Source organism: Mesorhizobium sp. M0437, from assembly GCF_040321335.1.
In the GTDB taxonomy this organism is placed as follows: domain Bacteria; phylum Pseudomonadota; class Alphaproteobacteria; order Rhizobiales; family Rhizobiaceae; genus Mesorhizobium.
The window spans coordinates 1-22,530 of the sequence record NZ_JAMYRK010000068.1; the positions used below are offsets into that span (position 1 = coordinate 1).

A 22,530-nucleotide genomic window follows, 5' to 3' on the forward strand; every position below is an offset into this window, starting at 1 on the left:
CTCAGCCCGAAGGGCTGCCCACGCCAAGGGGCGAAGCCGAATGGCCGAGACCGCCTGAGCTTGCCGAAGAAAAGCGGGCTCGGTTCACGAGCACCCGGTGCGCGTCGCCACGCGCGCGGGTGCTCCTGTCAGCGGCATGAAATGCCTGGAAAACCTTCTGGTCGAGTCTCATCAACCGCGGTTTCGTCGCTGCTTCCAGATTTATTCAGAATGAGGGTCGAGTAAATCGGCCGGCTCGATTCCGAGCACTATGGCGAGTTTTGCCACCGTATCAATGCTGGCGGCATAGACCGAGCGCTCAAGTGCGCTGACATATGTTCGGTCGACGCCAGCCTCATGGGCCAGCGCTTCTTACGACAATTTCTTTTTTGGCGATGCCTACGCAGATTGCGGGCAAAGACCTCTCGGATTTCCATGCACGAGAAGCGACCCTCTCGTCGAGGATTTCACCACGGAGGATTCTCTACGAAAATCAGAGACAACAAAGAGGAGCGGCTGCACGGCATCACTTTAGCGAGGGCAAATCCCGCTGATCCGAGAACTCAAGGACGTAAATCGTGAAGTTTGACACCCAAACAAAGTGCGACGCCACCTATAGGTCACGAGAGCGACGCATTTGTGCCAGAAGCTCGCAAGGATCGATTTTGAGAGCCTCGGTCACGTCGAGAAACTCAATTACGTCCAGCCCACGTTCACCACCCTCATACTTGGCGACGAACGACTGCGGGCGGCTTAGCATTTCAGCAACCTGGCTCTGGGTGAATCCGATATTTTTGCGCGCCGCTATCAACCTTTTCAGCAGCCAGCGCTGGCGAGGTGATCGAAGGGATTTCGGCATCAGACGAACCGGCCAGAAAGAACTGGCTCACCGACTAATCCCAGTTTCGGATTATCCCATTTTAGGATATGTCCAGTCAAAGGCGGACGCGGGAGAATTCATAGCGAGATATGAGATGGAAGACAGATTGCTCCAACCTGCCGTTGCCGACGAGGTCCCCTGGGCGGAGAGCCTGACCGCTTATGACAATGAGCACTTCAGGATCTATCTGAGACTCATAGACGCATGCGCCGGGAATGCCAGCGAAGAAGAGATGGCGCAGGCGATATTGGGCATCGATCCAGTGCAAGAGCCGGCTCGCGCCCAAAAGGCGGTTCGCAGCCATCTCGCGCGCGCCCACTGGCTGGTGATCGCGGGGTACAAAGAGCTGTTCTCTGGCCAAGAGGCCTGATAGTGACGATCACTATAGAAGAAACCGCTTATACCCACCGTTCATAAGCGAGCGCCCGCGTCTGACTGCACGCCGGACGCTGTCGCGAAGATGGTCACCGGGGTCGGCCCAGTCCTTCTCGACGCGGGTTCTACCGAAGAGGGCGAGGCCGATCTCGCGGTGTGGCGCGCCAGCGATGGAGCCATCGAGCGCACGCAAGACTCGGCGCAACCGTGTGCGACGGGGTTCGGTTGGAAAGAATCCCGATTTCAGCCTTCCGGTCGAACGGAGGCCGTTCAGACATTCCATCCCGTTCAGGCGTTGCTTGAGTTCCTCAGGCGGCCAGAAGACGGAGGAAGTCAATCGCACAGGTTCGAGGAGGCTGACGCCTGAAGCAGCCACCTGCAAGCTCCTGCCATTGTCCTCGACAAGGACGTGCTGATGCCCGTCTCCCGTAACGAGTATGGAGATGCGGCAGGAGCGCGCGGCGAGATCGAGCACGTCGATCCCGCCAGGCCGCGCCGCTCTTTCGGCAGCAAGGGGCAAAACATGCGGACATTGGCGGGGGCACCAGAAGACGCTCGCATCATTTGCTTTCGAGCTTGCAAAACAGAAGGCCCCACCGCGAAAGATCGGCAGTGTTCGACGGCAGGCTGATTATGTCCACGGCCCCGGCGTTCGTACGCTCGGCACGGCGCAGCGCGTTCGCCAGATCGTTCTGGAAGTCCGGATTGCGCCTGAGGAATTCCCAGGCCCAGCCTCGGCTGGTCAGCCGCTCGACATAGCCATAGGCATCATCATCTTGCCAGTCCGGCCACGCAGGGCCAGGTCTTGTTTCGTCCATTGCATTATTTCCAGAAAGGGTTGGATTGCAGGCTCAGGCGATCTTCATGACCGGGGTCCACAGGACCGGGCCCTTGAGCCCGCCATTGCGACGGAGGGCTTCCAAGCTCTCTCTCGAGACGTCGAGATATCCGGCAACGGCGCGTGTGTTGCCAATTGTTTGCGGATCGGACAACCGTTCGAGTGGCCAGCCGGCGCGACGCAAGATGCGCTCTATGCGCAGATCGGTTACGGTGACGATGCTGCGCAGACCACGTGACAACCCAAACTCGACCATCCCGGCAAACAGCTCGTAGGTGCCAATTGCGATGCCCGCCTGTTTGGGCGCGGAAGGCGGCAGATCAAGCGCAAAACGGCTGCTTTCCCAAACACGCGGATCTTCCGGCGCTGGACGGTCGGCAAGGAGAGCGAAGAAGCTATCGCGCAGCATCGTCGGTCCTGTAGTCGGCAACAGGCGCACGCAGCCGTCGATGCGTCCGGCGGGCGCACGCAGCAATAGGTAATGGGGACGAAGCGCGTCGAACGGATCGACCTCAAAGCCACCGCTGAACGAAACGTCCCAATCAAGTCGATCCCTGAAAACGCGATACCGCAAGCGATGCATCTGCTCGAGCTCGTCGCTGAACTCAGCGTAACAATCCGGCGTGATCAACTGCATCATGATGGCCTTCTCCCTCGCATGGATAACACCTGCGATTGAAGGCAAAGGCCGGAGTTGATACAACCTGTGTATGTGCCCAGGTTTCGGAGATCAGGTGAAGAGAGATGGCCGGGACAGTGCAAGCCGAACAGCTGCCTGAATGACCGTCTTCACGCCAAGCTTCTTCCTGGCGTTATCCCGATGATAGGCTGCGGTGTGCCGACTGATTCCCAAGATGCGGCCGATCTCCCACGCCGTCTTTCCACGAGCCGCCCACTTCAGACATTCCATTTCCCTTCGCGATAGGGCAACGCCAGCCACGGTCCTGCCGTCGGCCAGCTTGCGAGAGGCATGAAGATGGAAGAAGACCGCGATGAGCTGCAGCACGCGATCATATCGATCAATCAGGCGAAAGAACGGTGGTCGCCTTTCATCGGAGGCGAAGGTCAGTGCTGCAAAAGTACCGGTGCTGTCATGGATCGGGATCGTGAAGCCGCAGTGAATGCCAAATTGCGTCGCCTCATCCATCAATTGTCGCTGCTGCGTCGATAGTTCGAGATCAGCACCGTGCGCATCCCAGTTGAACGGTTCCTGACCACCACGCGCCTGATGGATAACGGGGTCAATCTTTTCATACCGACTGTGAAGGTAGTGAGATGTCCAGGATTGAGGGTAGGTGGAAATCAGGCGCACCTTGCGGCCCTTGCCAGGCGAAGGGAAAAGATAGGCAAAAGACGGCAAATCGAGCGAAGAGGCAATCTCGCCCAGAGCGTTGCGCAGGTCCGTCGCGTCAACGCTGTCTGCTATCTGCTCTACAAATCTATGAAAAGCGTCTTGCATAGCTAAACTGCAGTGAGTTCTGGCCCCCTCCGGGAGCCAAGACGGGCGGGGCCAATGCGCAGCCATTCTGGGTTGAAGGCCCGGCCGGAGACTGAGCTCCGTGCCGGGCCGTGCGCCTTGGGAGGGCGATACGTGCTTCGACGGCGCTGTTATCGACATCGAGACCTCATTCCAGCGTCATATGTTAGCAGGTGACAGTTTTCCTCTTGGTTGCACTACCTTACGGTCGGGGTGTCTGTTTGCGGGCTGTTGGGACTGTTTTCCATGGAGGAGCTCAGCATCACGGTAGATTGCGGTCTGTGGTCTGTGAGAGCGTCACCTCGACAATTCGTGCAGCAGCCCTACGTCACCGGACGCGAAAGCGGTGCTGTGTTTTAAGATTGGCGTCGCATTTCAGCAGCGGCTTGCACACAGTCGATGCAAGTTGCCTTAAAGCGAAGAGCGTGGCTTTGCGCCGGACGTGATATCCTGGGCGGTCCGAGTGGAAGGCGTCATCTCTCGTCAGATCATATCGCGTCTTCCGCCTTCAGCGCGCGATAGGTCGTATCGACTGATTTCGCGGTCGCGTCGACGATGATGTCAATCTCTTTTCGGGTAATGATCAGAGGCGGGGCAAAGCCGAGGATATCGCCATGCGGCATAGCGCGGCCGATGACACCATTCTCAAACAAAGCAGCGGCGGCGCGCGCGCCGACCTGAAGTCCGGCCTCGAATGGCACCCGTTCTTTAGGATCCCGCATCAGTTCCACGGCGGACAGGATGCCGACGCCGCGAACCTCGCCAACCATGGGATGTCCCTCCAGCTCGGCTTTCATGCGAGCCTGCCAGTACGGCCCGACATCCCTGACATGTTCGAGGATGTTCCTTTCTTTTAGCAATCGAATATTGGCAAGCGCGGCGGCAGCGCAAAGCGTGTGACCGGAATATGTCCAGCCATGGCCGAGTGGGCCGTGCTTTTCCGTTCCTTGTTCCAACACCGACCAGACGCGATCGCCGATAATTGACCCGGAGATAGGCAGATAGGCTGAACTCAACCCCTTGGCGATGGTCACGAAATCCGGACGCATGCCATAGAGATGGGAACCGAATTTCTCACCGGTTCGCGCGAAGCCGCAGACCACCTCATCGGCGATAAGAAGGATATCGTACTTGTCAAGCACTCCTTGAATCGCGGCCCAATATCCCTTAGGGGGCGGAACGATGCCGCCGGTCCCAAGTACCGGCTCTCCGATGAAGGCTGCAACCGTCTCTGGACCCTCAGCAAGAATAAGGGCTTCAAGTTCGTTGGCACAGCGCCTGGAGAACGCTTCCTCATTTTCGCCATCATGCGCCTGGCGGTAATGGTGGGGCGTCGTCGTATGGCGCACCAAATTCAAAGGCAGGTCGAAGAAATCGTGAAAAAAGGGAAGCCCTGTCAGGCTTCCGGTGACCAGCCCGGACCCGTGATATCCGCGATTGCGCGAGATGATCTTCTTCTTTTCGGGGCGGCCGAGGATGTTGTTGTAATACCAGACCAGCTTGATGTTGGTTTCGTTGGCGTCGGAACCGGAGAGGCCGAAATAGACCCTCCGCATATCTTGACCGAAATACTCGACCACAGCCTCCGCCAAGAGAGCAACCGGCTCGGTGCCTTGGCTGGCGTAAACATGCGCGAACGGCAGTTCATGTGCTTGCCTGGCAATGGCGTCGGCAATCTCCGTGCAACCATATCCCATATTGACGCAGTAGAGTCCTCCGAAACCGTCGAGACTTTTCCGACCCTCCGTGTCCCAGATGTACACGCCTTCCGCACCGGCCATGATCCTGTTTGGCGTCTCGCCACGGCTGTGCTTGGCCAAGTGTGTAGACGGATGAAAGACGAAGCTTCGGTCCTTCTCCCGCAGCTGCTCAGTCCCCAGATTGCTCAAGCGCATAGTTCCTCTCCTCGCGAGCAGTCGGCGGAGAATCCTTGGCCAGCTGCTATTTGAAACAAGCATATCCATAAACACCTCTGGAGTTTCGCGGGAATGCACCTCTTTAACCAACGAATCCGCTGAAATCGGCCTGAAACAACGTGAAAACCAACTTCTGGATTTACCTTCTCCTTGAGGCGGATAAGGGCATCAGTGCGGCCGTCGCCGTGTTCTGTTCGTCGGCGAATGTCTGCGAAGGTACCGCATAAACCCGGGGACTGGTATTACGAGATGCGCTGTCCGAAGGCCCCCATCCAGCAGCCCAACAGAACCTCCGCGATGTGTTCTTCGTCTCGCCGGGATATGTTCGGACATATGGTGATGCGCACGCTCGTGGCGGCACGCCTTGGGCTATTCAGGATTGCCACCCTCTTTAAGCAGATTCGCAGCGTTATGAAGGCGTTGGGATCGCTGAGTCGCGCGGCAGGGGAAGCATGCTCGAGAAGACCCTCCGCGGTCTCCTCATCGAGCAGCAAAGGTCCCCTCTTCACATCACGATCGACTTGCGATCCCAGGACGTGCTCTAGATTCTTCTTTCGCATAGATTTGGACGCTCGCCAAGGCTCGACACCGTGTCCACACAGCAGTGGACGCTTCCATCTGTCCCGATTGCAATTGGCTGTCTCGATCTTCAAGCCCTGGGTCTTCATCACTCGGAAGAACTGCTCGATAAGCCAGCGCTGCGTGTACAAGCGACATCGGCCAGGCCCCGGCGGAGCAGGTCGCCGCATGGGTCGTCAGGAGCAATGCAGCGGGTCCACGCCGGCGGGCGCGGCCGTTTGCGACTTCACCCGCTGCAGCCCACGCTGTCGGGCAGGCCGTTCCTCGCGCAGGTTGGCCGGATCATCGCCTGACCGAAGCGGATGCCAGGTCATGCCTTTCATCAAGCCGCTGGCATCTGCGTGTGCGGAGATTTCAAAAGGCCCTTATCTGCACCGGATCGAGATGCAGCTTGTCCCAGAGCACCACCCGCGGCACCGTTTGTGCTCGCCACGCCGTCAGCTGCCATGTGCCGGAAGAACCCCATAGAATCATCATCAGCGGCAGTGCGCAGCGGGCTTCTGGTGTGGCGATAACGCGGCGAAGGACGCCGCGGTCGGTCCAACTCAGCGCGCCGCTCGAAGCGCCGGGGTGGCTATGCCAGTCGCCGAGGTAAGTCTCGCGGCGACCCGAACGCTCATAGTGGGCGGCAATCTGCTCAAGCTGCCATTGCTGATCCGGCTGGAACCGGAAGCGCTCGTGAAGGGCGCCGGGTCCGGGACCAATCATGGCGGTTACGACGGCGGTATCAGGATTCAACCACCAGCCCATGAAAGTGCCGCCGGTTTCTAATGGGAGTTTGGTGTCGGCTTCAACCGCGCATTCCTGAGTCACGGTGTTAGGCAGCCAGACATCGACATCCGGCAAAATCAATGCCCGCCCCGGCAGTCCGGATGTTTGGGCAGCGAATCGACACGCCAGCGCGGCGGACGCCGCGCTCGTTCATCATCAACAAAGCTGAGTGTCTGCACGACCGAACCATCGTCCGCCTTACCCGAGAGGGTATCGATGGCCAGCCTCACCGCCTGGAGCGAAAGTTCCTGCAGATCATAGTCGGCACCGGTGAATGTGCGCTCGCTGCACCCCGCCGGCTGGGTCAGGGCCTCGTCACCGGCATCCTGTCCTGGCGGGGGTTCGATCTCGTGCTTGTGCCATGCGTGCAAAAGGCAGTTCGGGCAGCCGCTTTCGCGGACGTGCCGGACAACGGTGCCGCCCTCCAGCGTCGGCGTCGCGGACAAGCTTATGAGCGGAACGGCTGCGCTTCGGCAGCGGTCATCCAGCAGCGTTGTGACGCCGTGCGAAGCGCTGCCATCGATAACGAGATCGGCGTCCCTGATGAGCGAGTCGAGGATATCGTCGTCACCCGGATCGCTCAGAGCCTGCGCCGCAATACCTATAAAATGCGAATGGCTACGGACTTCGGTTGCCGGATACTGGCGAGCGAGAAAAGCCTGCAAGGCGTCTGCCTTGCGTTGACCCCAGGCGGCTGCGCCCAGCGGCCAGTGGATCGTGTTTCCTGGCTCAAGAATGTCATGTTCGACGAGATCGAGGGTGCGGCATCCGTTGCGAGCAAGTTCGATCGCTACCGGTGCGCCGACGGCGCCAACTCCGACGACAAGGATCCGCTTGTCTTTGAGGAATGCAACGGCCGGAACGCGCCAGCCAATGTCGCCCGGCCCGGCGCGAAAAAACGGGCAACGCCGTGATACGCAGTGATTTGGGGGCTTTGTTCTTCTTCGGCTCAAAGCCGTGCGCATGACCGAAGACCATGACGAAGCACCAGCCGAGGCCCGTCTCACCAAAGGTGAGCTCGCTCGGATAGACGAGTGCGCAGAGGTCAAACTTCAGACCTGAACCGTAGTTTCGTGGCCGAGTACGCTGGAGCCATGAGTAATCTTGGCGGAGCCTTTTTAGCTGTGCGTCGAGCTGAGGTTCGGGCAGCATCGTGTCTTTTGATCTTACCCACGGAACCTCCAGCTGATTCTTGGCGTCGGCCAAGTCGGTTGGGAGCGGACCCGCCCATTGGTGAAGCACTTGGCCATCCTCAGCGCGAACCTCTTCGACATAGGCCCTGACCGCCGGAATATGGATTGGACCGTTCTCGGCCTCCACTTTGACCGTTTGATCTTGTATGTAACGCAGCTGCAATGTGCCCTGCGAGGTGTCGCCGACATCCCAGCCGCTGTCGATCAGACAATAAGATCCGGAATTACGGCCAAGGTTGTTCCACCAGTATTCGGCAGGCTCGCCCTGCTGGTCTTCCTCACCGGTACCACGCACGGAGTCGGCGAGCTGTTTTTCGAGCAACGTGCAAAGCGACCAGCCCGGTGTCCACTGCCGGGTGTCGCGGCCGAGCAGGCAGAGATTGCCCTCGATAGGACTGCGGTGGCGCGCCGGCGGGAGGCCAGGCCGGCGAGCAGAAAGACCTGAGGCCGAAAGTGCGGGTAGGCGTCGGGAAAGACAGCCTGCAAACGAAGGGGCGTCGCCGTATAGAGCGGCCAGTCGAATGTGAGCGATAATCGCCCGGCAGCGAGGGCCGGCTCGTCTATTTCAGGCGTTATCCCGGCGGCGTGCAGCGCGTCGAGTTCGTATTTAAGCCGCCCCGGATAACGCCTCTCCCAGCGGGGAACTGGCTGCGCCGGGGTCGTCATGGATGAATCGGGATCAACCATCCTCTCATCCCACCTTGCGCGGCGGGGGCATGGGCGGATCAGGCGGCCCCTTCGGAACACCGTGAAGCGGCCCGGAAGGCACTCCGTGAGGCGGTCCTTTTCCGGGATTATCTGGTGGTCCCTTTCCGCGGTTGTCGGGTCTTCCAGCCATAATTGGCCTTCATATCCACATACTTATGAGCTTGTCGCAGGGCCGGCAGTTAACGCTTGTTGGCAATAATGTGCTTCTGAGCTTATATCCTGGGCGTAGAACTTTTCGGATCTCCGACTAAATTGCTCAAAAGCTTGATTGCTCTCGCCCGAAAAATTGACGCGAAACACTCGGTCGACTGGCTCGTTATATGCGCAACGGCCTCTCGAATTTCGCGGAAATGTGCGTATCTGACCGATGAATTCGCGGAATCGGGACTAATTGCCGACGAAAACGCTTCAGAGTTCATCTCCGCTTGAAGGAGGACAACGGAATCGGTGAATTGGCTTTCACTGGCTTCGTTACGACAAGGCTGTAGTATTGGTTGATCCCCAATCCTGCCTGCAGGAGTCCCTCCATGAAATCCTGATACGCCGCCATGGAAGGGGATGAAACGCGCATCAAATAGTCGATCCGCCCCCCGATGGCCCAGCAGTCCAGGATTTCCGGAATCTGTTGGATCGCAGTCTCGAAGTGCCGTTGGTCCTCGAGACGATGGCGATCCAGAACCACCTCAACCATTATAGAGATGATGCCCCCCATGAGGGCTGGACTTAGTCGCGCGTAGAACCCCTCAATGATCCCTGCGGCTTGGAGCACGCGGAGCCGCTCCGAACAGGCCGACGCCGAAAGGTGAACACGCTTTGCGAGCTCGCTTTTCGAAATCCGACCGTCTGACTGAATCTCTGAGAGAATCCGGACATCCCAAGCGTCTAATCGAACAGGGTCGGGTTTCGACTTCATAACCTTTACTCTCAAGCCGTGGTCGACAGCGCAATCAGTGCCAACCAATTCTATCATTAATTGAAGCGAACAAATGTAGTGGACGGCACCTATTCTCGGCCCGCAATGCACCAGAGTGGAGTTGTCGAAAGTCAGGTGAGGGAGTTCGAACCATGGAAAGGCTTTAGAAGCAGTTGGCTATCGCCCCGCCGCCTAATGAGACGATGACGCACTGGAGAGGTTTAGTCGCCTTTCGGCAGAGACCTCGTCGAAATAGACAGCGCATTTTTTGAATCTCGGCTACTTTACCTGATTGGCACCCTCGACAGTTCCCGAGCATCGATCGCGTCGACGGCATGGTCGATGCAGTGTTTACATCGCCGCATTTGGCTTCGAGAGGAATTGAAGGCCTTTCTTCTTTGGCTCGCCGAGGAGCCCAGGCACCGCAAATGCCGCCCGTGTTGCCGCTAGGGCCCAGAGTCCGGCCCGGCCCGACGTCGCGACATTGAGCCTGGCCGGATCGGCCAGCCGGAAGACTCAAACGCCGATGCTGCGGGCGATGCTGTCGGCCGCCATGCGCTTACGCCACTCAAGGGGCCCGGAATTGTGAATGGAGTTTCCCTCGACATCGACAGCCATGGTGACTGGCATGTCCTGCACCTCGAATTCATAGATCGCTTCCATGCCCAGGTCTTCAAAGGCAACGATCCGCGCCGCCTTGATCGATTTTGAAATCAGGTACGCAGCGCCCCCCACCACGATGAGATAGGGCGCCTTGTGCCTGACAATCGACTCGATGGCCGCCGGTCCCCTCTCCGCCTTCCCCAGCATCGCGAAGAGCCCGGTCTCGGCGAGGATCTTTTCAGCAAAAGCGTCCATCCGGCTGGCGGTTGTTGGGCCAGCAGGCCCGACGACCTCATCCCTCACCGCGCGAACTGGTCCGACGTAGTAGATCACGCGTCCCTGCAGATCGACCGGGAGCGGCTTGCCGGCATCGATCAGGTCGACCATTCGCTTGTGGGCGGCGTCACGGCCCGTCAACATCTTTCCGGACAAAAGAAGGGTTTCCCCGCAGCGCCACGATGCCGTCTGTTCCTTCGTGAGCGCATCGAGATTGACCCGACGGACGCCGGTTGTATGCAAGTCCTCATGACCGATCTGGGGCCATTCGGAAAGATCGGGCGGTTGGAGCTGTACCGGTCCTGTGCCGTCCAAGGTAAACTTCAAGTGCCGGTTAGCGGCGCATTGCGGGATAAGTGCCACAGGCTTGGACGCTACATGTGTAGGATAGGTCGCAACCTTGACGTCAACCACTGTCATCAGACCTCCAAGGCCCTGGGCGCCAATGCCGAGCGCGTTAATTCGCTCATAAAGCTCGATCCGCAGTTCCTCCTCCGCGTTTGAAGACCCCCTGGAAAGCAGTTCCGACATGTCAATCGGCTCGTTCATTGCCTCCTTGGCCAGCAGCATCGCCTTTTCAGCGCTACCACCGATCCCGACCGAGATAAGGCCGGGCGGGCACCATCCGCTGCCAAGGGTCGAAACAGTATCGACCACCCAGTCGGCAACGGACGCGCTGGGGTTCAGGGTGGTGAAACGCGCCTTGTTTTCCGACCCGCCGCCTTTTGCAGCGATGGTAATCTCGATTCCATTCCCGGGCACGAGGTCGACGTGGATGACCGCCGGCGTGTTGTCGCGGGTATTGACCCGTCCGGCGAGCGGATCAGCGACGATCGATGGCCTAAGTGGGTTGTAGGGGTCAAGATACGCCCGACGGACGCCCTCATTCACGAGGTCGGCGAAACTGGCCGTTGATTTGATGCGGGCGTCCATGCCGACGTTGGCAAAGACAACTACGAGACCGGTATCCTGGCAGATCGGACGCCGTCCGAAGGCCGCCATGCGGGAGTTCAGCAAAATCTGCCCGATGGCGTTCTTCGCCGCCGGGCTCTGTTCGCGAGTGTATGCCCGCGAAAGGGACCGGATATAGTCGGGAGGATGGTAATACGAGATGTACTGAAGGGCGTCAGCGACGCTCTTTGTGATATCCTCCCCGGCAATGGTCGATCTTGTCCTATTCACGAAATCTCATCCGAATGAGCCGAACCCGTTGATCAGTTTCAGGCTCTGGAAGCTCCGCAATCCCTGCTCGCCCCCCTCATATCCGTACCCGCTTTGTTTGACGCCACCATATGGTGCATCTGCGGAAACCCCTTTCAGGTAATTTACACTGATCGCGCCTGCCGAAAGACCGCCGATCAGCGCCCGCTTCGCATCGCTCGCACCGGTGAAGAAGTAGGCAGCCAAGCCATACTCAGTGGCGTTGGCTTCTTCGATCGCTTCCTCGATCGTGTCGAACGGCGCCACGGTGAGGATCGGCCCGAACGGCTCGTCATGAAGCACTTTCGCATCCTTTGGTACCCCTGTCAGGATGGTTGGCGGCCAGTAAAAGCCGGGCTGGTCGAGGCGGATGCCGCCAGTTTCGGTGCGGGCGCCGTGATCGACCGCGTCCTTGACCAGACGCTGCATGGCCTCGATTCGCCGCGCGTTTGCCATTGGTCCCATCTCCGTCGCAGGGTCGTCCGGCGGGCCGATCTTGATCTTCTGGGCTGCTTCCGTCATCCGGGATAGGAATTCCTGATAGAGGGTCCGCGCGACGAGGATCCTGCTCGGCGCATTGCAACTCTGGCCCGCGCACTCGAACTTGTATTCCGAAATTGCCGGTATGGCTTTTGCCAGGTCGGCATCCTCGCATACAACGACCGGGGAGTGCCCACCGAGTTCAAGAATGCACCGCTGTAAGTTGTTCGCGGCGAGCTTGGCGAGCTGTTTTCCAACCTCAGTAGAGCCCGTGAAAGTTAAGACCTTCACGATCGGCGAGCTGAGAAGATGCCGGGAAATTTGCACCGGAACCCCAAAGACGAGATTGACCACGCCGTCCGGAATACCCGCTTGTTGCAAGGCTTCGACGAAATGGACAGCCGCGCTTGGTGTCTCTTCAGCCCCCTTGAGGATCACGGGGCAGCCTGCCGCCAAAGCGGGGGCGACCTTGCGGGCGATGAGAACGGCGGGATAGTTCCAAGGCGTAAAAGCAGCAACGACGCCAAGTGGCTCGGGGACGATCATCCGGTTCGGGCCCATCGGAATAGGGGCCGACAACTGTTCGGCGTGCGTTCCGTTCCACTCCAGCGTTTCGACAGCGCGCGCGTACTCGCCTGTTGCTTCGGCAATCGTCTTTCCCTGTTCTGCTGACAGGTCCCTAGCTGCCGCTTCAACCTTCGCTGCCAGAATCCTGGCGGCTGCTAGGAGAATCTCGCCGCGATCTTTTGCAGGCCGTGAGGACCAGGCCTTGCGGCTCCGCTCTGCCGAAGCGAGGGCCTCATCAAGATCCGACGCTGAAGCCGCGGCCACCGAGCCAAATACCTTCTCTGTCGCCGGGTTGGTCACCGGCAGAGTGGCTCCGTCATCACCGCCTCGCCACCTGCCATTGATGAAAAGCTGATAGGTCGTGGCGTTGGACATCGCATGCTCCGCTTGACTGAATTCCTGCCAGTGCGAGGCCAGCCGATATCCGGACCTAGGCTCGCTTCTCGGCAGTTTCATCGCGACGGTCACGCCCGGTCAAATATGGAATATCGACCAAAACCATCTCGAATACAGATTGATACGGCTCAGGCACTCGCGGAGGAGCTGTAGCACTGAAAGTGCTTTGGGTGTGCCTAAGCACGGTCCGGAGCCATGGCTGACCAGTGCCTGCTCTCGATTAATGTCCTGACGACCTTGGGGATCAGCTTGCGGACCGCAGAAACGGCTGGGGAGCGCTCATCTTTCGGGTTGACGGCAAGCACAACGGAACGGGTGATCACTGGATCAATGATTTTAACCGTCCGGACTTGGCCTTGAGACGCCTCTTTCTGAATGGCCGACGGGGTAAGGATGGAATACGCCTTTCCTTCCATGACCATACTGATGATCGTAGAAAGGGAGTCGACCTCGAATCTGACGTCCAGCACACAACCGTGTTGGGCAACGACATCAGCCACCGAACGCCTGACATTGTTGTTGCGCATGGGAACCGCCAGCGGAAATGCGTGCAGGTCGGCCAGCGGTATCGAATCTTCGAAAGGCGGTTGACCAGGCGGCACCACCAGGTAAAACTCTTCGCGGGCTAGCACCGTCATTGGCCCCACGCTCTCGGCAGTCCGGTACAGGACGGCCAGATTGAAACGGCCAGCAGCCATCCACTCCTCCAGCGGTCCCGTCATGCCCTCGATCATCTTAAGTGAGATCCTCGGCAATTCGCTTCTTACCGATTCAAGCAGCGGACTGCTAAGGACGCGAGCGGCTCCGGACGGAATGCCAATGCTCACCTCTCCGGAAGGAGCAGCCACCGAGCTGGTCAGTTCCGCCTCAGTGAGCTGAATTTCCTTCAGGATGATCCGGGCGCGCTCAAGCAGCTTGTCTCCGGACGCCGTGACGCTGACACCGGTCCTATCGCGTACCAGCAGCTGGGTGCCGAAGCTTTCCTCCAGTTGGCGCACATGCAGGCTAAGGGCGCTCTGAGCGACGTGAAGCAGCGCAGCGGCCTTCGTAAAACTGCCTGCTTCCACTACGCCGACAAAGTATTTTAACTGTCTGATATCCACGGTGTAAGGCACCCAACTGAGGCATTCTTCTCAGTTTCTTCATATCTATCTCGAAACCAGATGGCGATCAAGCTGCAATGCTGCCGAGCACATACCGGGACAGGCGCCCTGTCCCGCCCGTTGAGCAGAGGCATAGGTCAGTTGCTGCCAGCAAGGGCCAGGATCTCGTGGGCGCGCCGCACCACTGGCGGATCAACCATCTTACCATTCAACGGGAATGCAGACAGTCCGCGGGAGGCGGCATCGTTCTCCGCCGTGACGACATCGCGGGCCCACTCGAGTTCCTGTGCGCTTGGCGAGAAAGCCTCATTGAATATGGCCACCTGTGTCGGATGGATCGCCAAAGCTCCGGCAAAGCCAAGCCGCCGCGCATGCGCCGCGGCTTCACGAAGTTCATGAGTGTCCGAGAACTCGACGATGCTTCCTATGAAGCCCAGGGGGAGCAACCCGGCCGCACGGGCGGCAAACAGAACGGCAAGGTTCGGGGCCAGGAGCAGGTCAAATTCCGGGGCGCCGCCAACAGCGGCACTGAAGTCTTCAGGACCAAGGGCCATTGCAGCCATCCTGGGATGGGCCGACGCAATGGCCGCGAGTCTTTGCAATGCTGCCGGGGTCTCGATCTGGGCAAGGAACCGGATGCGTCCCAGCGCAAGATTTCTTTCCTGTTCGAGTTCCGTTACGGCACTGGCGACCTCTGACACCCACTCTGCCGAATCCACCTTGGGGAGAACAAGTGCGTCAACACCCGCCATGACGGCTACGTCGAGATCGGCGGTCAAAGCGCGCAGGCCACGGTTGACGCGGACCAAAACAGATGCGCCCTTGCGGCCCACCTTTGCCACGGATGCAGAAAGCTGCCGCCGTGACTCGCCCTTTTGATCCTGGGGAACGGAGTCCTCGAGGTCGAGTATGACGCCATCTGCACCGCGCTCATGGGCCGTCTCCACAAAGCGCGGAACGTGAGCGGGAACAAAGAGTAGGGATCTCCATCGGGGTACAGACATCGCGCTTTCAACGGCCGGAACGGTGTCCCTGATCATGGAGTCGACTCTGCGTTCGATTCTAGCGAGGGCGGCGGCAGTGAGCTTGCTGGGCGGCCGATGCACTGCGATGGCAAGCAGGCACGCTCCGTCGCGAGCGCGCCCACCTTACCGACAAGATGCGCGCTCACGCTGACGCGGCTCTTTCGCGCAAACGCCCCAGAACCTCTTCCCGGATAGTCTCCGTATGAGCGCCAAGGGCCGGAACTGGGCGCAGAGAGGGGCGCTCAGAGTTGAAGATAGTCGCCGGCGCTATCGTCTCTACAGTTCCTTTGGGTGTGCCAACTTCGACCCTGCGAACGTGGGGATGCTTTGAAACATCCGCCACTTCGTTAAGTCGGCCATATGCCAAACCGGCCGCCTCAAGCTCCTGCATTGCTTCCTGGCAGGACAGTTCGGAAAACCTCCGTTCAATGATCTCATCAAGCTGTGCACTGTGGCCGAGGCGCTCCATGTTGTCGGCGAAACCAGGTGCGCGTGTGAGCTCCGGTTGCCTAAGGAATTTCTCGCAGAAGTTTACCCATTCGCGGTCATTCTGAACCGAAAAGATGACATCTTTGCCATCGGCGCAACGATAGGCGCCATACGGCGCCAGTGATGGGTGTTTCACCCCCGCGCGTACTGTGTGGTAGCCGCTATGGTCGTGTTGCAGAACCGGTACATTCATCCAGTCGGCGACGGCATCGAAGAGTGACACCTGAATGCTGGCCCCCTCGCCGGTGACCTCGCGGTGATACAGCGCCTGAAGAATGGCACCATGTGCCGTCATGCCCGCCGAGATGTCGCAAACCGACACCCCTACACGCGCAGGCCCTTGTTGGTTGCCGGTGATTGCGCATAGACCTGTTTCGGCCTGGACGATGAGATCATAAGCCTTCAAATGGGAATACGGCCCTGTCTCCCCGAAACCAGAGATGTCGCAGGTGATCAGCCGCGGAAACCGTCGGCGCAGATCAGCAGACCCGAAGCCCAGTTTTTCGATGCTGCCCGGCTTTAGGTTTTGGATAAAGACGTCAGCAACGGTGATGAGCGATTCCAGGACGGCACGGTCCGCCTCCGACCTCAAGTCTAGGCAAACTGACTCCTTACCCCGATTTAGCCAGACGAAATAAGCGCTCTGTCCCCGCACCAACTTGTCGTAGTTTCGTGCAAAATCCCCTTCGGGCCTTTCGACCTTGATGACCCGCGCGCCTGCGTCTGCAAGGCGAGACGACGCGTAAGGCGCAGCTACGGCCTGCTCCACAGCAACGACGGTGATCCCCTCAAGGCAGTTTTGCATCACGACACACCGCGCTTTTCATCAACGTTTTCGTTTTGAGCCCGACGACGGCTCAGCATCGCCAGCAATCGGTTTTGTTCGTTCCCTACAATTGAGAATGCCTCGTCGACCCCCATTCCGGGCTTTGCAAGCATCATGTCGGCCTGGGTTGCCACCGATACGTGGACAGAAGCTTGGGCGGAGAGATCTGTCTCGGTACAGCTTCCTCCGACATACGCTCCAACTTGGTTCTCCTTACAAATGAGAACGGCACGCGCAGTGTCGGCAATTGAGCCAACATCCGGCGTCTTGATTTGAATGAGATGCGCGGCCTTCGCTTCCGCAAATTGCCGAATATCTTCGAGCGTATTGCACCTTTCGTCCACGACAACGCGAGCGCTGGAACCCCGCTCATCCAAAATCGAGACAATCCGGGCATAGCTATCAATTTGGGCTTGCGTCGAACCAAAATCTGCCGGGCACTCGATATTGAGCGCGAAACCCGGAACGGTGTCGGCAACCCTGCAGATAAAGTCGGCGATCCGTTGGGGCTCCAGGCCAATTTCCAGGCCGATCCAGCCATACACATCGAAATGCAGCACCGGATGATACCCCGCGCGGCCGATTTCGCGCGTGCGCGTCGCAACCCACTTGACGAACTCCACGAACGTCTGGCCGTCTGCGCCGAATTTTTGCCGTGAGTTGATCAGGCCATGGGGAAGCACATCCACGGCCTTCAGAATCATCTTGTCGACGTTGATTTCTCGAGCGTCACCGCTCTGGCAGTAAATCGGTACGCGGCACGTCGGCAGATGCAGACCAAACTCCGCGCATATGATCTCCGCCATCGTCTTGCGCTGAAGCTGGGCGGCTGCGCGAAGAAGAGCTTGACTGACGCCATACTCAACAACCAGAGGTAGTCGCTGATGTTCGTAGGGCTCGAAAACGTGGGCGCAGGCATCAAGGTAGCGAGACGCATCGACATCGAGAAGCCGTGGCGTCACGACCCGTGACGTCAAATCCGAAATTTGAGCGGTTTTGAACAAAGGATCGCGTCCGCCAGCACCAGAGTACTGAACGCTCATCATGTCGCCCCAGACAACGATGTCGTCGCTAAGGACGAGCCCGACGCTGAGCGAAGACGCTGGAATGCGAATCGACGTGAACCCAAGCGTTGTCGGTGCGCCGACATAGACGAAGCCGTCCTGGATTGCGCCGGACCTAATGGCTTCCTGATCGTCATAGAAAAAAGCGCCGTTGCCAGGCGCGAGCAGGATATCTTTGATCTGCACTTCGTTTCACTCTTTGTTCCAAACGCATTTGTTATCGGATCCGGTCCATCCATTACCTGCCCAACTATGCGTCATTTGGCGTTGAGTTCGCCAATATAAAGTCCGGGGCGGTGCCATCGCGTTTTCAGATGGCCGTCCCTCCCTGAGCGAACCGCCATCGCTCTGACGCATCTATTGGAAACCAGTCCGCAACAGCCTGTTGCGCTCTGTCGCGGCGAGTTCCTGGGTAACGCGCCAAGCTCTGCAATTTTACCCGTGAACCACGGCTTGCAGCCGTGGAAGCCTGACCAATTACGCGAGATAGTGTTGCCGACTTTGCAGATTGTTGAGGAGGCTCAGCAGACGACCTGAGGAGACAGCGATCCGATGTAACCACGGTTTTGGCGAGCGCTTACTCATTCACCTCGACACATCTCTTCTGCAGGCCCGAGGAGGGGCCCAAGACTATGTCGCCATGGACCGGACATATTTGCCGAGAAAATCTGGCTGGGACGGAAAGTACCCGACATGGTCAGGAAGGAGACACAGCTTCGTGACGCACCTCTTGGAGAACGACACCGATATCGGCTTCATCAGGTCAAACTTGGGCATCAGAATCTATCCTCGGCGGCACGCTACACGCAGATGCCGACCGATGTCATCCGAGCGACCGACGGAGGCCTAACGGGCGAAGCTGGATCGCGAGACCCCGGACAACGCACCCCCAAATCTTCTCAGCCTTGCGAAATCATTTTGTCCCGTCTCGCCGCGAACGTTCCGCCTTCCAGACCTATCTTTACCGCTATCCGCCATGTCTGAGTGGAGCACTGCGACCGGAACCGACTGAAACATCATCTCAATCCCACCAGCAGCTTCGGCCCTCGTTTAACTCGACATCGCCCCGGCGGTCATTCAGATAGGCCATCACTGCGCCGGTTGCAACGATGGCAGAAGACGCAGTGGCGCAGCCGGCCCAGAAGCAAGCGCTCCATTATCCGCCCGCAGCCTCTCGGCCTCGCCTTGCCGCGCGGCCGCTGCGGCGGGCCGGCAGAAGCTCAAGGCGGCACTCAAGCGGGGCGGCGAGAGCTTCGGTGCGGCGGTTCGGACTACATTTCACCGGAATTCGTTCGCGACGAAGTGGCGCGAATGGCGATGATCCGACGTGCCAGTGCTTCCGAACACCGCCCGGCTCTACCTCTGCTAGAGAGCCGGTGACGGCGGCAAAAAAAGGAGCGACCCCAGCGACAATGGTACCGACGAGTGTGAGTCGTACGCTTGAGGTCTCACACGCTAGCCAGTCCTCGGCGGGCAGTCCAGGCTGGGTCCTTATCCTCGAAGGCGCCCCGCATATAGACTTTTTCCTGTTGATCTCGCGGGTGGTCGATGCGCACCGGATTGTAGACATCTAGCGATCTCGCAAGGAGCGCCACCTCCTCGTCGGCGTCGACATGCGCTCCGGATCGGATAGCGCAGACGGTAGATGTGGTAGGCGCGCGAATATCAATGGAACTATCCGACAGCGACTCGACTGCATCGGATGCTGGATGGCTACGAGATCTCCCTGCTTCACTTCATCCAGCACCGAGCAGCACGGTTCGAAGATGCCTCGCGCGGGCGATTTCAGCTGGTCGGACTAGAGCGTTTCAAGTGTCTGGCTAGAATTCTGTTGACGGAAGGTCGGATACGCGGCTTTTCCCTCGACAAGCCCAAGCGCGATAAGGCCGTTGCGTACTCCAGCTTCGTAGATCGCTAGACTGTCGGAGCAGACCGTGCCGCTGCCGAGTTCAGCGCAAACGAATACCTTGCCGTGGTTTTGGGCCACGATATCGAACACTCCAGGGATATCGTCGTATTCCCAGACCAATGTCATGGGAAATTTGAACGCTTCTGCCATTCTGACCGTTTTGGCCATCAAATCGGCATCAGCAATGGGATGCGTGGTGCTCGCCGGTGGAAAATCCCACGTTGGTCCGAAGCTGTGCAGATCAAATACGGTTTCGGCCATTGGCAACGATAGGCGCGAAACAGCATCCGCGATTCGTTCGGTTACCGACCCGTCGGCGCGGCCCGGGAACACTCGATTGAGATTCAACCCATTGACCGGCGTGTTACGGCTCCACGCCTGCACGGCCGGTGGATGGAGCGCTGGTACGATGATGACCCTTCCACAGGTTTCCGCTTCGGGCAGCCAGTCAATAAGCCGTCGCGCGACAATTGGCCCTTCCAATTCATTGCCATGACATCCGCCTGTGATAAGCAGGCGCGGTTCCCTCCCCTTTATTGAGGCTGAAGACCGACGCGAAAGAGCTTCGCATTCACCAGGCCACGGCACGGACCGCAGGCCGCTTCGACATCCGCCTCCATCATCGCGCCCAGCGCCTCCATTCCCGCCGCAAGGCAGAGCCTCTCGAAGCTCTCCTGAACGTCGGCGATCGCTTCTTCCAAAGCTCCGGTCGCCGGAGCCGTCGGCAATGTGTTATTCCTCTTCATGGCGTTGCTCTCCTCAGTGGAATCGACATCCCGAGCCTACAGCCTCGACGCGGGCAACGCCGCTCCTTCAGATTTTAACAATGACCGAGACATCCCCGGGTGACGCGTGGAGACACCGACATGATAGGGGAGATCAATTTATGAAAACTCTGAATTTAAAGCGCTTGTTTATAAATTTTATACATCCCAGCAACTTTCGTGACCTACATTTAACTCAATATAAGCCTTACGCGCCGCGGGAATGTGATACACCTTTGGCGATGCCGGCCGAGGATGGCGCGCAGAGCTGCAGTCTGGCAGCCGGCAGCTTTGTCCACCAGTGACAATATCAAGCGCAAGATGCCTGCGAGCCGAGACTATGGAACGCCCGCCGATGACTGCGGTCCTTCAGCTTCGAGGGCTGGCAACCAGAATGTCTGACCAGTTTCATTTGGTCCCGTCGATGCATTTCCCGGCGGCAGCCGGGGAGGCGTTTGCGGTCAAGTTCGGCCGATTTCTCGACCAGACTAATGGCGTTGCTCAATCTGAGCAGTTGTTTGACCTGTTGTCTGCTTTTGCCCTGAATCTTGATTGCCCGTGGATCGCCTATGGCTCTCTTGCGCCCGACCAAAAATTTTTGAAGTCGATCCGAGGCGATCCGGCGGTCATGCTGAATTATCCTGATGAATGGCAGGAGCGCTATTTCGAAATGGGTTATGACGAGATAGACCCCATCATCAAAACGAGTCGACAGCGTTCAGGCGCCTTTCTATGGAGCGAGGTGTACAACGACGCAAGCACGACTGAAGACGAACGGCGCGTTTTGGACGAGGCTGCGACGTTCGGCTTAAGGTCAGGCATTAGCGTTCCATTGCATGGCCCGGATGGCCGCTTCTCTATCATGAGTTTTGCTCGATCTTGGGACCGCGAATTCCAAAATAGAACAATCACTTACTTGCAGCTTGCTGCGTCGCATTTCCATCTACGAGTCGCGAAGTTCGCGAATTCGAGTCACATAGAGGAAGCTCCTAGCCTCTCTGTAAGAGAAAAAGAGTGTATACTCTGGACAGCGCGAGGCAAATCCTCGTGGGAAATAGGAAAAATTCTGGGAATATCCGTAAACACTGTCAATTTCCACATAAAAAACGTAATGCGAAAAATGGGTACCGGCAGCAGGACGGTCGCTTCCATAAAAGCCATAAATTTTAGAATTATCGATTTGTAAACAACGGCATCGAAAAAGTCACGCCTAAGTCACGATCAGTCTGTCCCGAGCACTCATTCTTAACGAGAAACATCGTGTGTCTTAACAGTATTCATTCGGTCTGGGCCGTGGCAGACAGGTGCCGTCTGTGCTAAAATGCTGCGATGGCGATCGACACCGACAAGATCGGCGATGCGGTCCTGGCGCTGCTTGGCTGACGCTGCACAATGCACGATGCGCCTGGAAGGGCCTTGACGACGCGTCACAGCGCAATCAGAAGCTTGCGCGCCAGCGCCACGATCATCGTCTTGCGCGTGGCGGCCATCGGCCGTGCGCGCGGAACCATTGGGCCAGCGCACTGTCCTTCTGGAAGAGGACAAAGCGACAGGCCAATTGGATCATGCCATGCCGCACGCTGGCACTGCCGGCGCGTGCCAGCCCCCTTCTCGCGCCGGCGTTTGCCGCTCTCGTCGGGCGAACCCGTGAGCCCGGCATAGCGCGCCACCGCGCGGCGATCACGCAATCCGCGCGACAGGATCTCGTGGACCAACATGTCCGCCGTCTCGACACCGACGCCGATGACCCGTGCGAGGAGGCGCACCATCGCATGCGGGCCTTCTGGTGCAGCCTGAGCCGCGGCGAGCCTACGCAGGCAGTCTCTCTCATTGGTGCGGTTCTGCCCACGCACGAGGGCGAGCCGCTCAAGCAAGCGGTGCAACTCGGCGCGGGTGTTGTCCGGCAGCGGCGTTCCCTCCGCCATGCGGATGGCCATGAGCTGTCGGCCGCATTGCGTAGGCGCAAGCGGAAGCTGCGAATGCCGAAGCGGGCGAGAATCGCCTTGATGCGGTTGGTTGATGAGCCGAATCTGCTCACCGACCAAGGTCTGCCGCTCGCGGTTCCTCCGCCGCGCGTCCTCTTCTTCGAGCGTCGGAATCGCTGCCTTCTCGCCACGCAGCCAAATGCCACACCCTCGCCGCTCGCCCCATAGCATCTACTTAGCATAGTCGCGGGTGGCGCCTCTCGCATTCCGGGCG

At 58.7% G+C, this 22,530-nt stretch carries 21 protein-coding genes and 2 pseudogenes; 4 read left to right on the forward strand and 19 right to left on the reverse strand.

The window, feature by feature from the left end:
* Positions 1-201: 201 nt before the first annotated feature.
* Both NKI72_RS28555 and NKI72_RS28560 read right to left on the reverse strand, forming a co-directional pair.
* Positions 202-416 (reverse strand): annotated as a pseudogene (locus NKI72_RS28555) (helix-turn-helix domain-containing protein).
* Between the two features lie 176 nt (positions 417-592).
* Positions 593-838, reverse strand: coding sequence for a helix-turn-helix domain-containing protein (locus tag NKI72_RS28560; protein WP_352755772.1), 246 nt, complete (start codon positions 836-838; stop codon positions 593-595).
* 115 nt (positions 839-953) lie between these two features.
* Here NKI72_RS28560 and NKI72_RS28565 point away from each other — a divergent pair, with 115 nt between their 5' ends.
* Positions 954-1,229 (forward strand): DNA -binding domain-containing protein, encoded by a 276-nt coding sequence (locus NKI72_RS28565; protein WP_352473864.1) that lies wholly within the window; start codon positions 954-956, stop codon positions 1,227-1,229.
* 12 nt (positions 1,230-1,241) lie between these two features.
* Here NKI72_RS28565 and NKI72_RS28570 read toward each other — a convergent pair whose 3' ends face one another.
* From NKI72_RS28570 to NKI72_RS28600, 7 genes are all read right to left on the reverse strand, one after another.
* Positions 1,242-1,517, reverse strand: coding sequence for a DNA -binding domain-containing protein (locus tag NKI72_RS28570; RefSeq protein WP_352755840.1), 276 nt, complete (start codon positions 1,515-1,517; stop codon positions 1,242-1,244).
* A 277-nt stretch (positions 1,518-1,794) separates the two neighbouring features.
* On the reverse strand, positions 1,795-2,052 hold the full coding sequence (locus NKI72_RS28575) for a transcriptional regulator domain-containing protein (protein WP_352746472.1): 258 nt from the start codon (positions 2,050-2,052) through the stop codon (positions 1,795-1,797).
* A 33-nt stretch (positions 2,053-2,085) separates the two neighbouring features.
* Positions 2,086-2,712, reverse strand: coding sequence for an acyl-homoserine-lactone synthase (locus NKI72_RS28580; RefSeq protein ID WP_352755769.1), 627 nt, complete (start codon positions 2,710-2,712; stop codon positions 2,086-2,088).
* Positions 2,713-2,802: 90 nt separating this feature from the next.
* Entirely contained in the window at positions 2,803-3,531 is a 729-nt protein-coding gene (locus NKI72_RS28585; protein WP_352755767.1) for a LuxR family transcriptional regulator, read from the reverse strand.
* 506 nt (positions 3,532-4,037) lie between these two features.
* Positions 4,038-5,444 carry an aminotransferase gene (locus NKI72_RS28590; RefSeq protein ID WP_352755765.1) on the reverse strand — a complete coding sequence of 469 codons (1,407 nt, stop codon included), beginning with the start codon at positions 5,442-5,444 and terminating at the stop codon, positions 4,038-4,040.
* Between the two features lie 954 nt (positions 5,445-6,398).
* The gene (locus NKI72_RS28595) at positions 6,399-6,896 is read right to left on the reverse strand and encodes a Mov34/MPN/PAD-1 family protein (protein WP_352746463.1); all 498 of its coding nucleotides are present in this window, start codon (positions 6,894-6,896) and stop codon (positions 6,399-6,401) included.
* A complete protein-coding gene (locus NKI72_RS28600; protein WP_352755838.1) occupies positions 6,893-7,603 on the reverse strand; it encodes a ThiF family adenylyltransferase in 711 nt (236 codons plus the stop codon). Before NKI72_RS28600 ends, NKI72_RS28595 begins: the two co-directional genes overlap by 4 nt.
* Here NKI72_RS28600 and NKI72_RS28605 point away from each other — a divergent pair.
* Both NKI72_RS28605 and NKI72_RS28610 read left to right on the forward strand, forming a co-directional pair.
* Positions 7,556-7,729 (forward strand): hypothetical protein, encoded by a 174-nt coding sequence (locus NKI72_RS28605; RefSeq protein WP_352755852.1) that lies wholly within the window; start codon positions 7,556-7,558, stop codon positions 7,727-7,729. The two genes, NKI72_RS28600 and NKI72_RS28605, sit on opposite strands and share 48 nt — an antisense overlap.
* 328 nt (positions 7,730-8,057) lie before the next feature.
* Positions 8,058-8,453: a hypothetical protein gene (locus NKI72_RS28610; RefSeq protein ID WP_352755762.1), complete on the forward strand. Its 396-nt coding sequence runs from the start codon at positions 8,058-8,060 to the stop codon at positions 8,451-8,453.
* Positions 8,454-9,131: 678 nt separating this feature from the next.
* Here the strand turns inward: NKI72_RS28610 and NKI72_RS28615 are convergent.
* The 9 genes and pseudogenes from NKI72_RS28615 to NKI72_RS28655 all read right to left on the reverse strand — a co-directional run.
* Positions 9,132-9,686 carry an Lrp/AsnC family transcriptional regulator gene (locus tag NKI72_RS28615; RefSeq protein WP_352851481.1) on the reverse strand — a complete coding sequence of 185 codons (555 nt, stop codon included), beginning with the start codon at positions 9,684-9,686 and terminating at the stop codon, positions 9,132-9,134.
* Positions 9,687-10,145: 459 nt separating this feature from the next.
* Positions 10,146-11,690: a fumarate hydratase gene (locus tag NKI72_RS28620; RefSeq protein ID WP_352851483.1), complete on the reverse strand. Its 1,545-nt coding sequence runs from the start codon at positions 11,688-11,690 to the stop codon at positions 10,146-10,148.
* Between the two features lie 6 nt (positions 11,691-11,696).
* A complete protein-coding gene (locus NKI72_RS28625; RefSeq protein WP_352755753.1) occupies positions 11,697-13,130 on the reverse strand; it encodes an NAD-dependent succinate-semialdehyde dehydrogenase in 1,434 nt (477 codons plus the stop codon).
* A gap of 197 nt (positions 13,131-13,327) precedes the next feature.
* Positions 13,328-14,254: a LysR family transcriptional regulator gene (locus NKI72_RS28630; RefSeq protein ID WP_352755751.1), complete on the reverse strand. Its 927-nt coding sequence runs from the start codon at positions 14,252-14,254 to the stop codon at positions 13,328-13,330.
* 137 nt (positions 14,255-14,391) lie between these two features.
* Positions 14,392-15,294, reverse strand: coding sequence for an HpcH/HpaI aldolase/citrate lyase family protein (locus NKI72_RS28635; RefSeq protein ID WP_352755749.1), 903 nt, complete (start codon positions 15,292-15,294; stop codon positions 14,392-14,394).
* A gap of 127 nt (positions 15,295-15,421) precedes the next feature.
* Complete coding sequence (locus NKI72_RS28640; RefSeq protein WP_352851485.1) at positions 15,422-16,573, reverse strand: CaiB/BaiF CoA transferase family protein; 1,152 nt, start codon at positions 16,571-16,573, stop codon at positions 15,422-15,424.
* Positions 16,573-17,844 (reverse strand): methylaspartate ammonia-lyase, encoded by a 1,272-nt coding sequence (locus NKI72_RS28645; RefSeq protein ID WP_352755743.1) that lies wholly within the window; start codon positions 17,842-17,844, stop codon positions 16,573-16,575. The genes NKI72_RS28640 and NKI72_RS28645 overlap by 1 nt, the downstream gene beginning before the upstream one ends.
* 1,612 nt (positions 17,845-19,456) lie before the next feature.
* Positions 19,457-20,050: a M14 family metallopeptidase gene (locus tag NKI72_RS28650; RefSeq protein ID WP_352755740.1), complete on the reverse strand. Its 594-nt coding sequence runs from the start codon at positions 20,048-20,050 to the stop codon at positions 19,457-19,459.
* 80 nt (positions 20,051-20,130) lie between these two features.
* Positions 20,131-20,313, reverse strand: a pseudogene (locus NKI72_RS28655) (IS256 family transposase); the annotation flags it as partial.
* A gap of 412 nt (positions 20,314-20,725) precedes the next feature.
* On the opposite strand from NKI72_RS28655, the gene NKI72_RS28660 reads away from it, so the two are divergent.
* Entirely contained in the window at positions 20,726-21,517 is a 792-nt protein-coding gene (locus tag NKI72_RS28660) for a LuxR family transcriptional regulator (protein WP_352755737.1), read from the forward strand.
* A 241-nt stretch (positions 21,518-21,758) separates the two neighbouring features.
* Here the strand turns inward: NKI72_RS28660 and NKI72_RS28665 are convergent, their stop codons facing one another.
* A complete protein-coding gene (locus tag NKI72_RS28665) occupies positions 21,759-22,487 on the reverse strand; it encodes a transposase (protein WP_352851486.1) in 729 nt (242 codons plus the stop codon).
* Between the last annotated feature and the right edge of the window lie 43 nt (positions 22,488-22,530).

Bases quoted from the DNA above. Each gene is read 5' to 3' on its own strand.
- NKI72_RS28640 (WP_352851485.1), bottom strand. From the start codon at position 16,573: ATGCAAAACTGCCTTGAGGGGATCACCGTCGTTGCTGTGGAGCAGGCC.
- NKI72_RS28665 (WP_352851486.1), bottom strand. From the start codon at position 22,487: ATGCTATGGGGCGAGCGGCGAGGGTGTGGCATTTGGCTGCGTGGCGAG.
- NKI72_RS28560 (WP_352755772.1), bottom strand. From the start codon at position 838: ATGCCGAAATCCCTTCGATCACCTCGCCAGCGCTGGCTGCTGAAAAGG.
- NKI72_RS28635 (WP_352755749.1), bottom strand. From the start codon at position 15,294: ATGATCAGGGACACCGTTCCGGCCGTTGAAAGCGCGATGTCTGTACCC.
- NKI72_RS28585 (WP_352755767.1), bottom strand. From the start codon at position 3,531: ATGCAAGACGCTTTTCATAGATTTGTAGAGCAGATAGCAGACAGCGTT.
- NKI72_RS28580 (WP_352755769.1), bottom strand. From the start codon at position 2,712: ATGATGCAGTTGATCACGCCGGATTGTTACGCTGAGTTCAGCGACGAG.
- NKI72_RS28660 (WP_352755737.1), top strand. From the start codon at position 20,726: ATGTCTGACCAGTTTCATTTGGTCCCGTCGATGCATTTCCCGGCGGCA.
- NKI72_RS28575 (WP_352746472.1), bottom strand. From the start codon at position 2,052: ATGGACGAAACAAGACCTGGCCCTGCGTGGCCGGACTGGCAAGATGAT.
- NKI72_RS28570 (WP_352755840.1), bottom strand. From the start codon at position 1,517: ATGGAATGTCTGAACGGCCTCCGTTCGACCGGAAGGCTGAAATCGGGA.
- NKI72_RS28625 (WP_352755753.1), bottom strand. From the start codon at position 13,130: ATGTCCAACGCCACGACCTATCAGCTTTTCATCAATGGCAGGTGGCGA.
- NKI72_RS28615 (WP_352851481.1), bottom strand. From the start codon at position 9,686: ATGATAGAATTGGTTGGCACTGATTGCGCTGTCGACCACGGCTTGAGA.
- NKI72_RS28605 (WP_352755852.1), top strand. From the start codon at position 7,556: ATGTTCGACGAGATCGAGGGTGCGGCATCCGTTGCGAGCAAGTTCGAT.
- NKI72_RS28565 (WP_352473864.1), top strand. From the start codon at position 954: ATGGAAGACAGATTGCTCCAACCTGCCGTTGCCGACGAGGTCCCCTGG.
- NKI72_RS28590 (WP_352755765.1), bottom strand. From the start codon at position 5,444: ATGCGCTTGAGCAATCTGGGGACTGAGCAGCTGCGGGAGAAGGACCGA.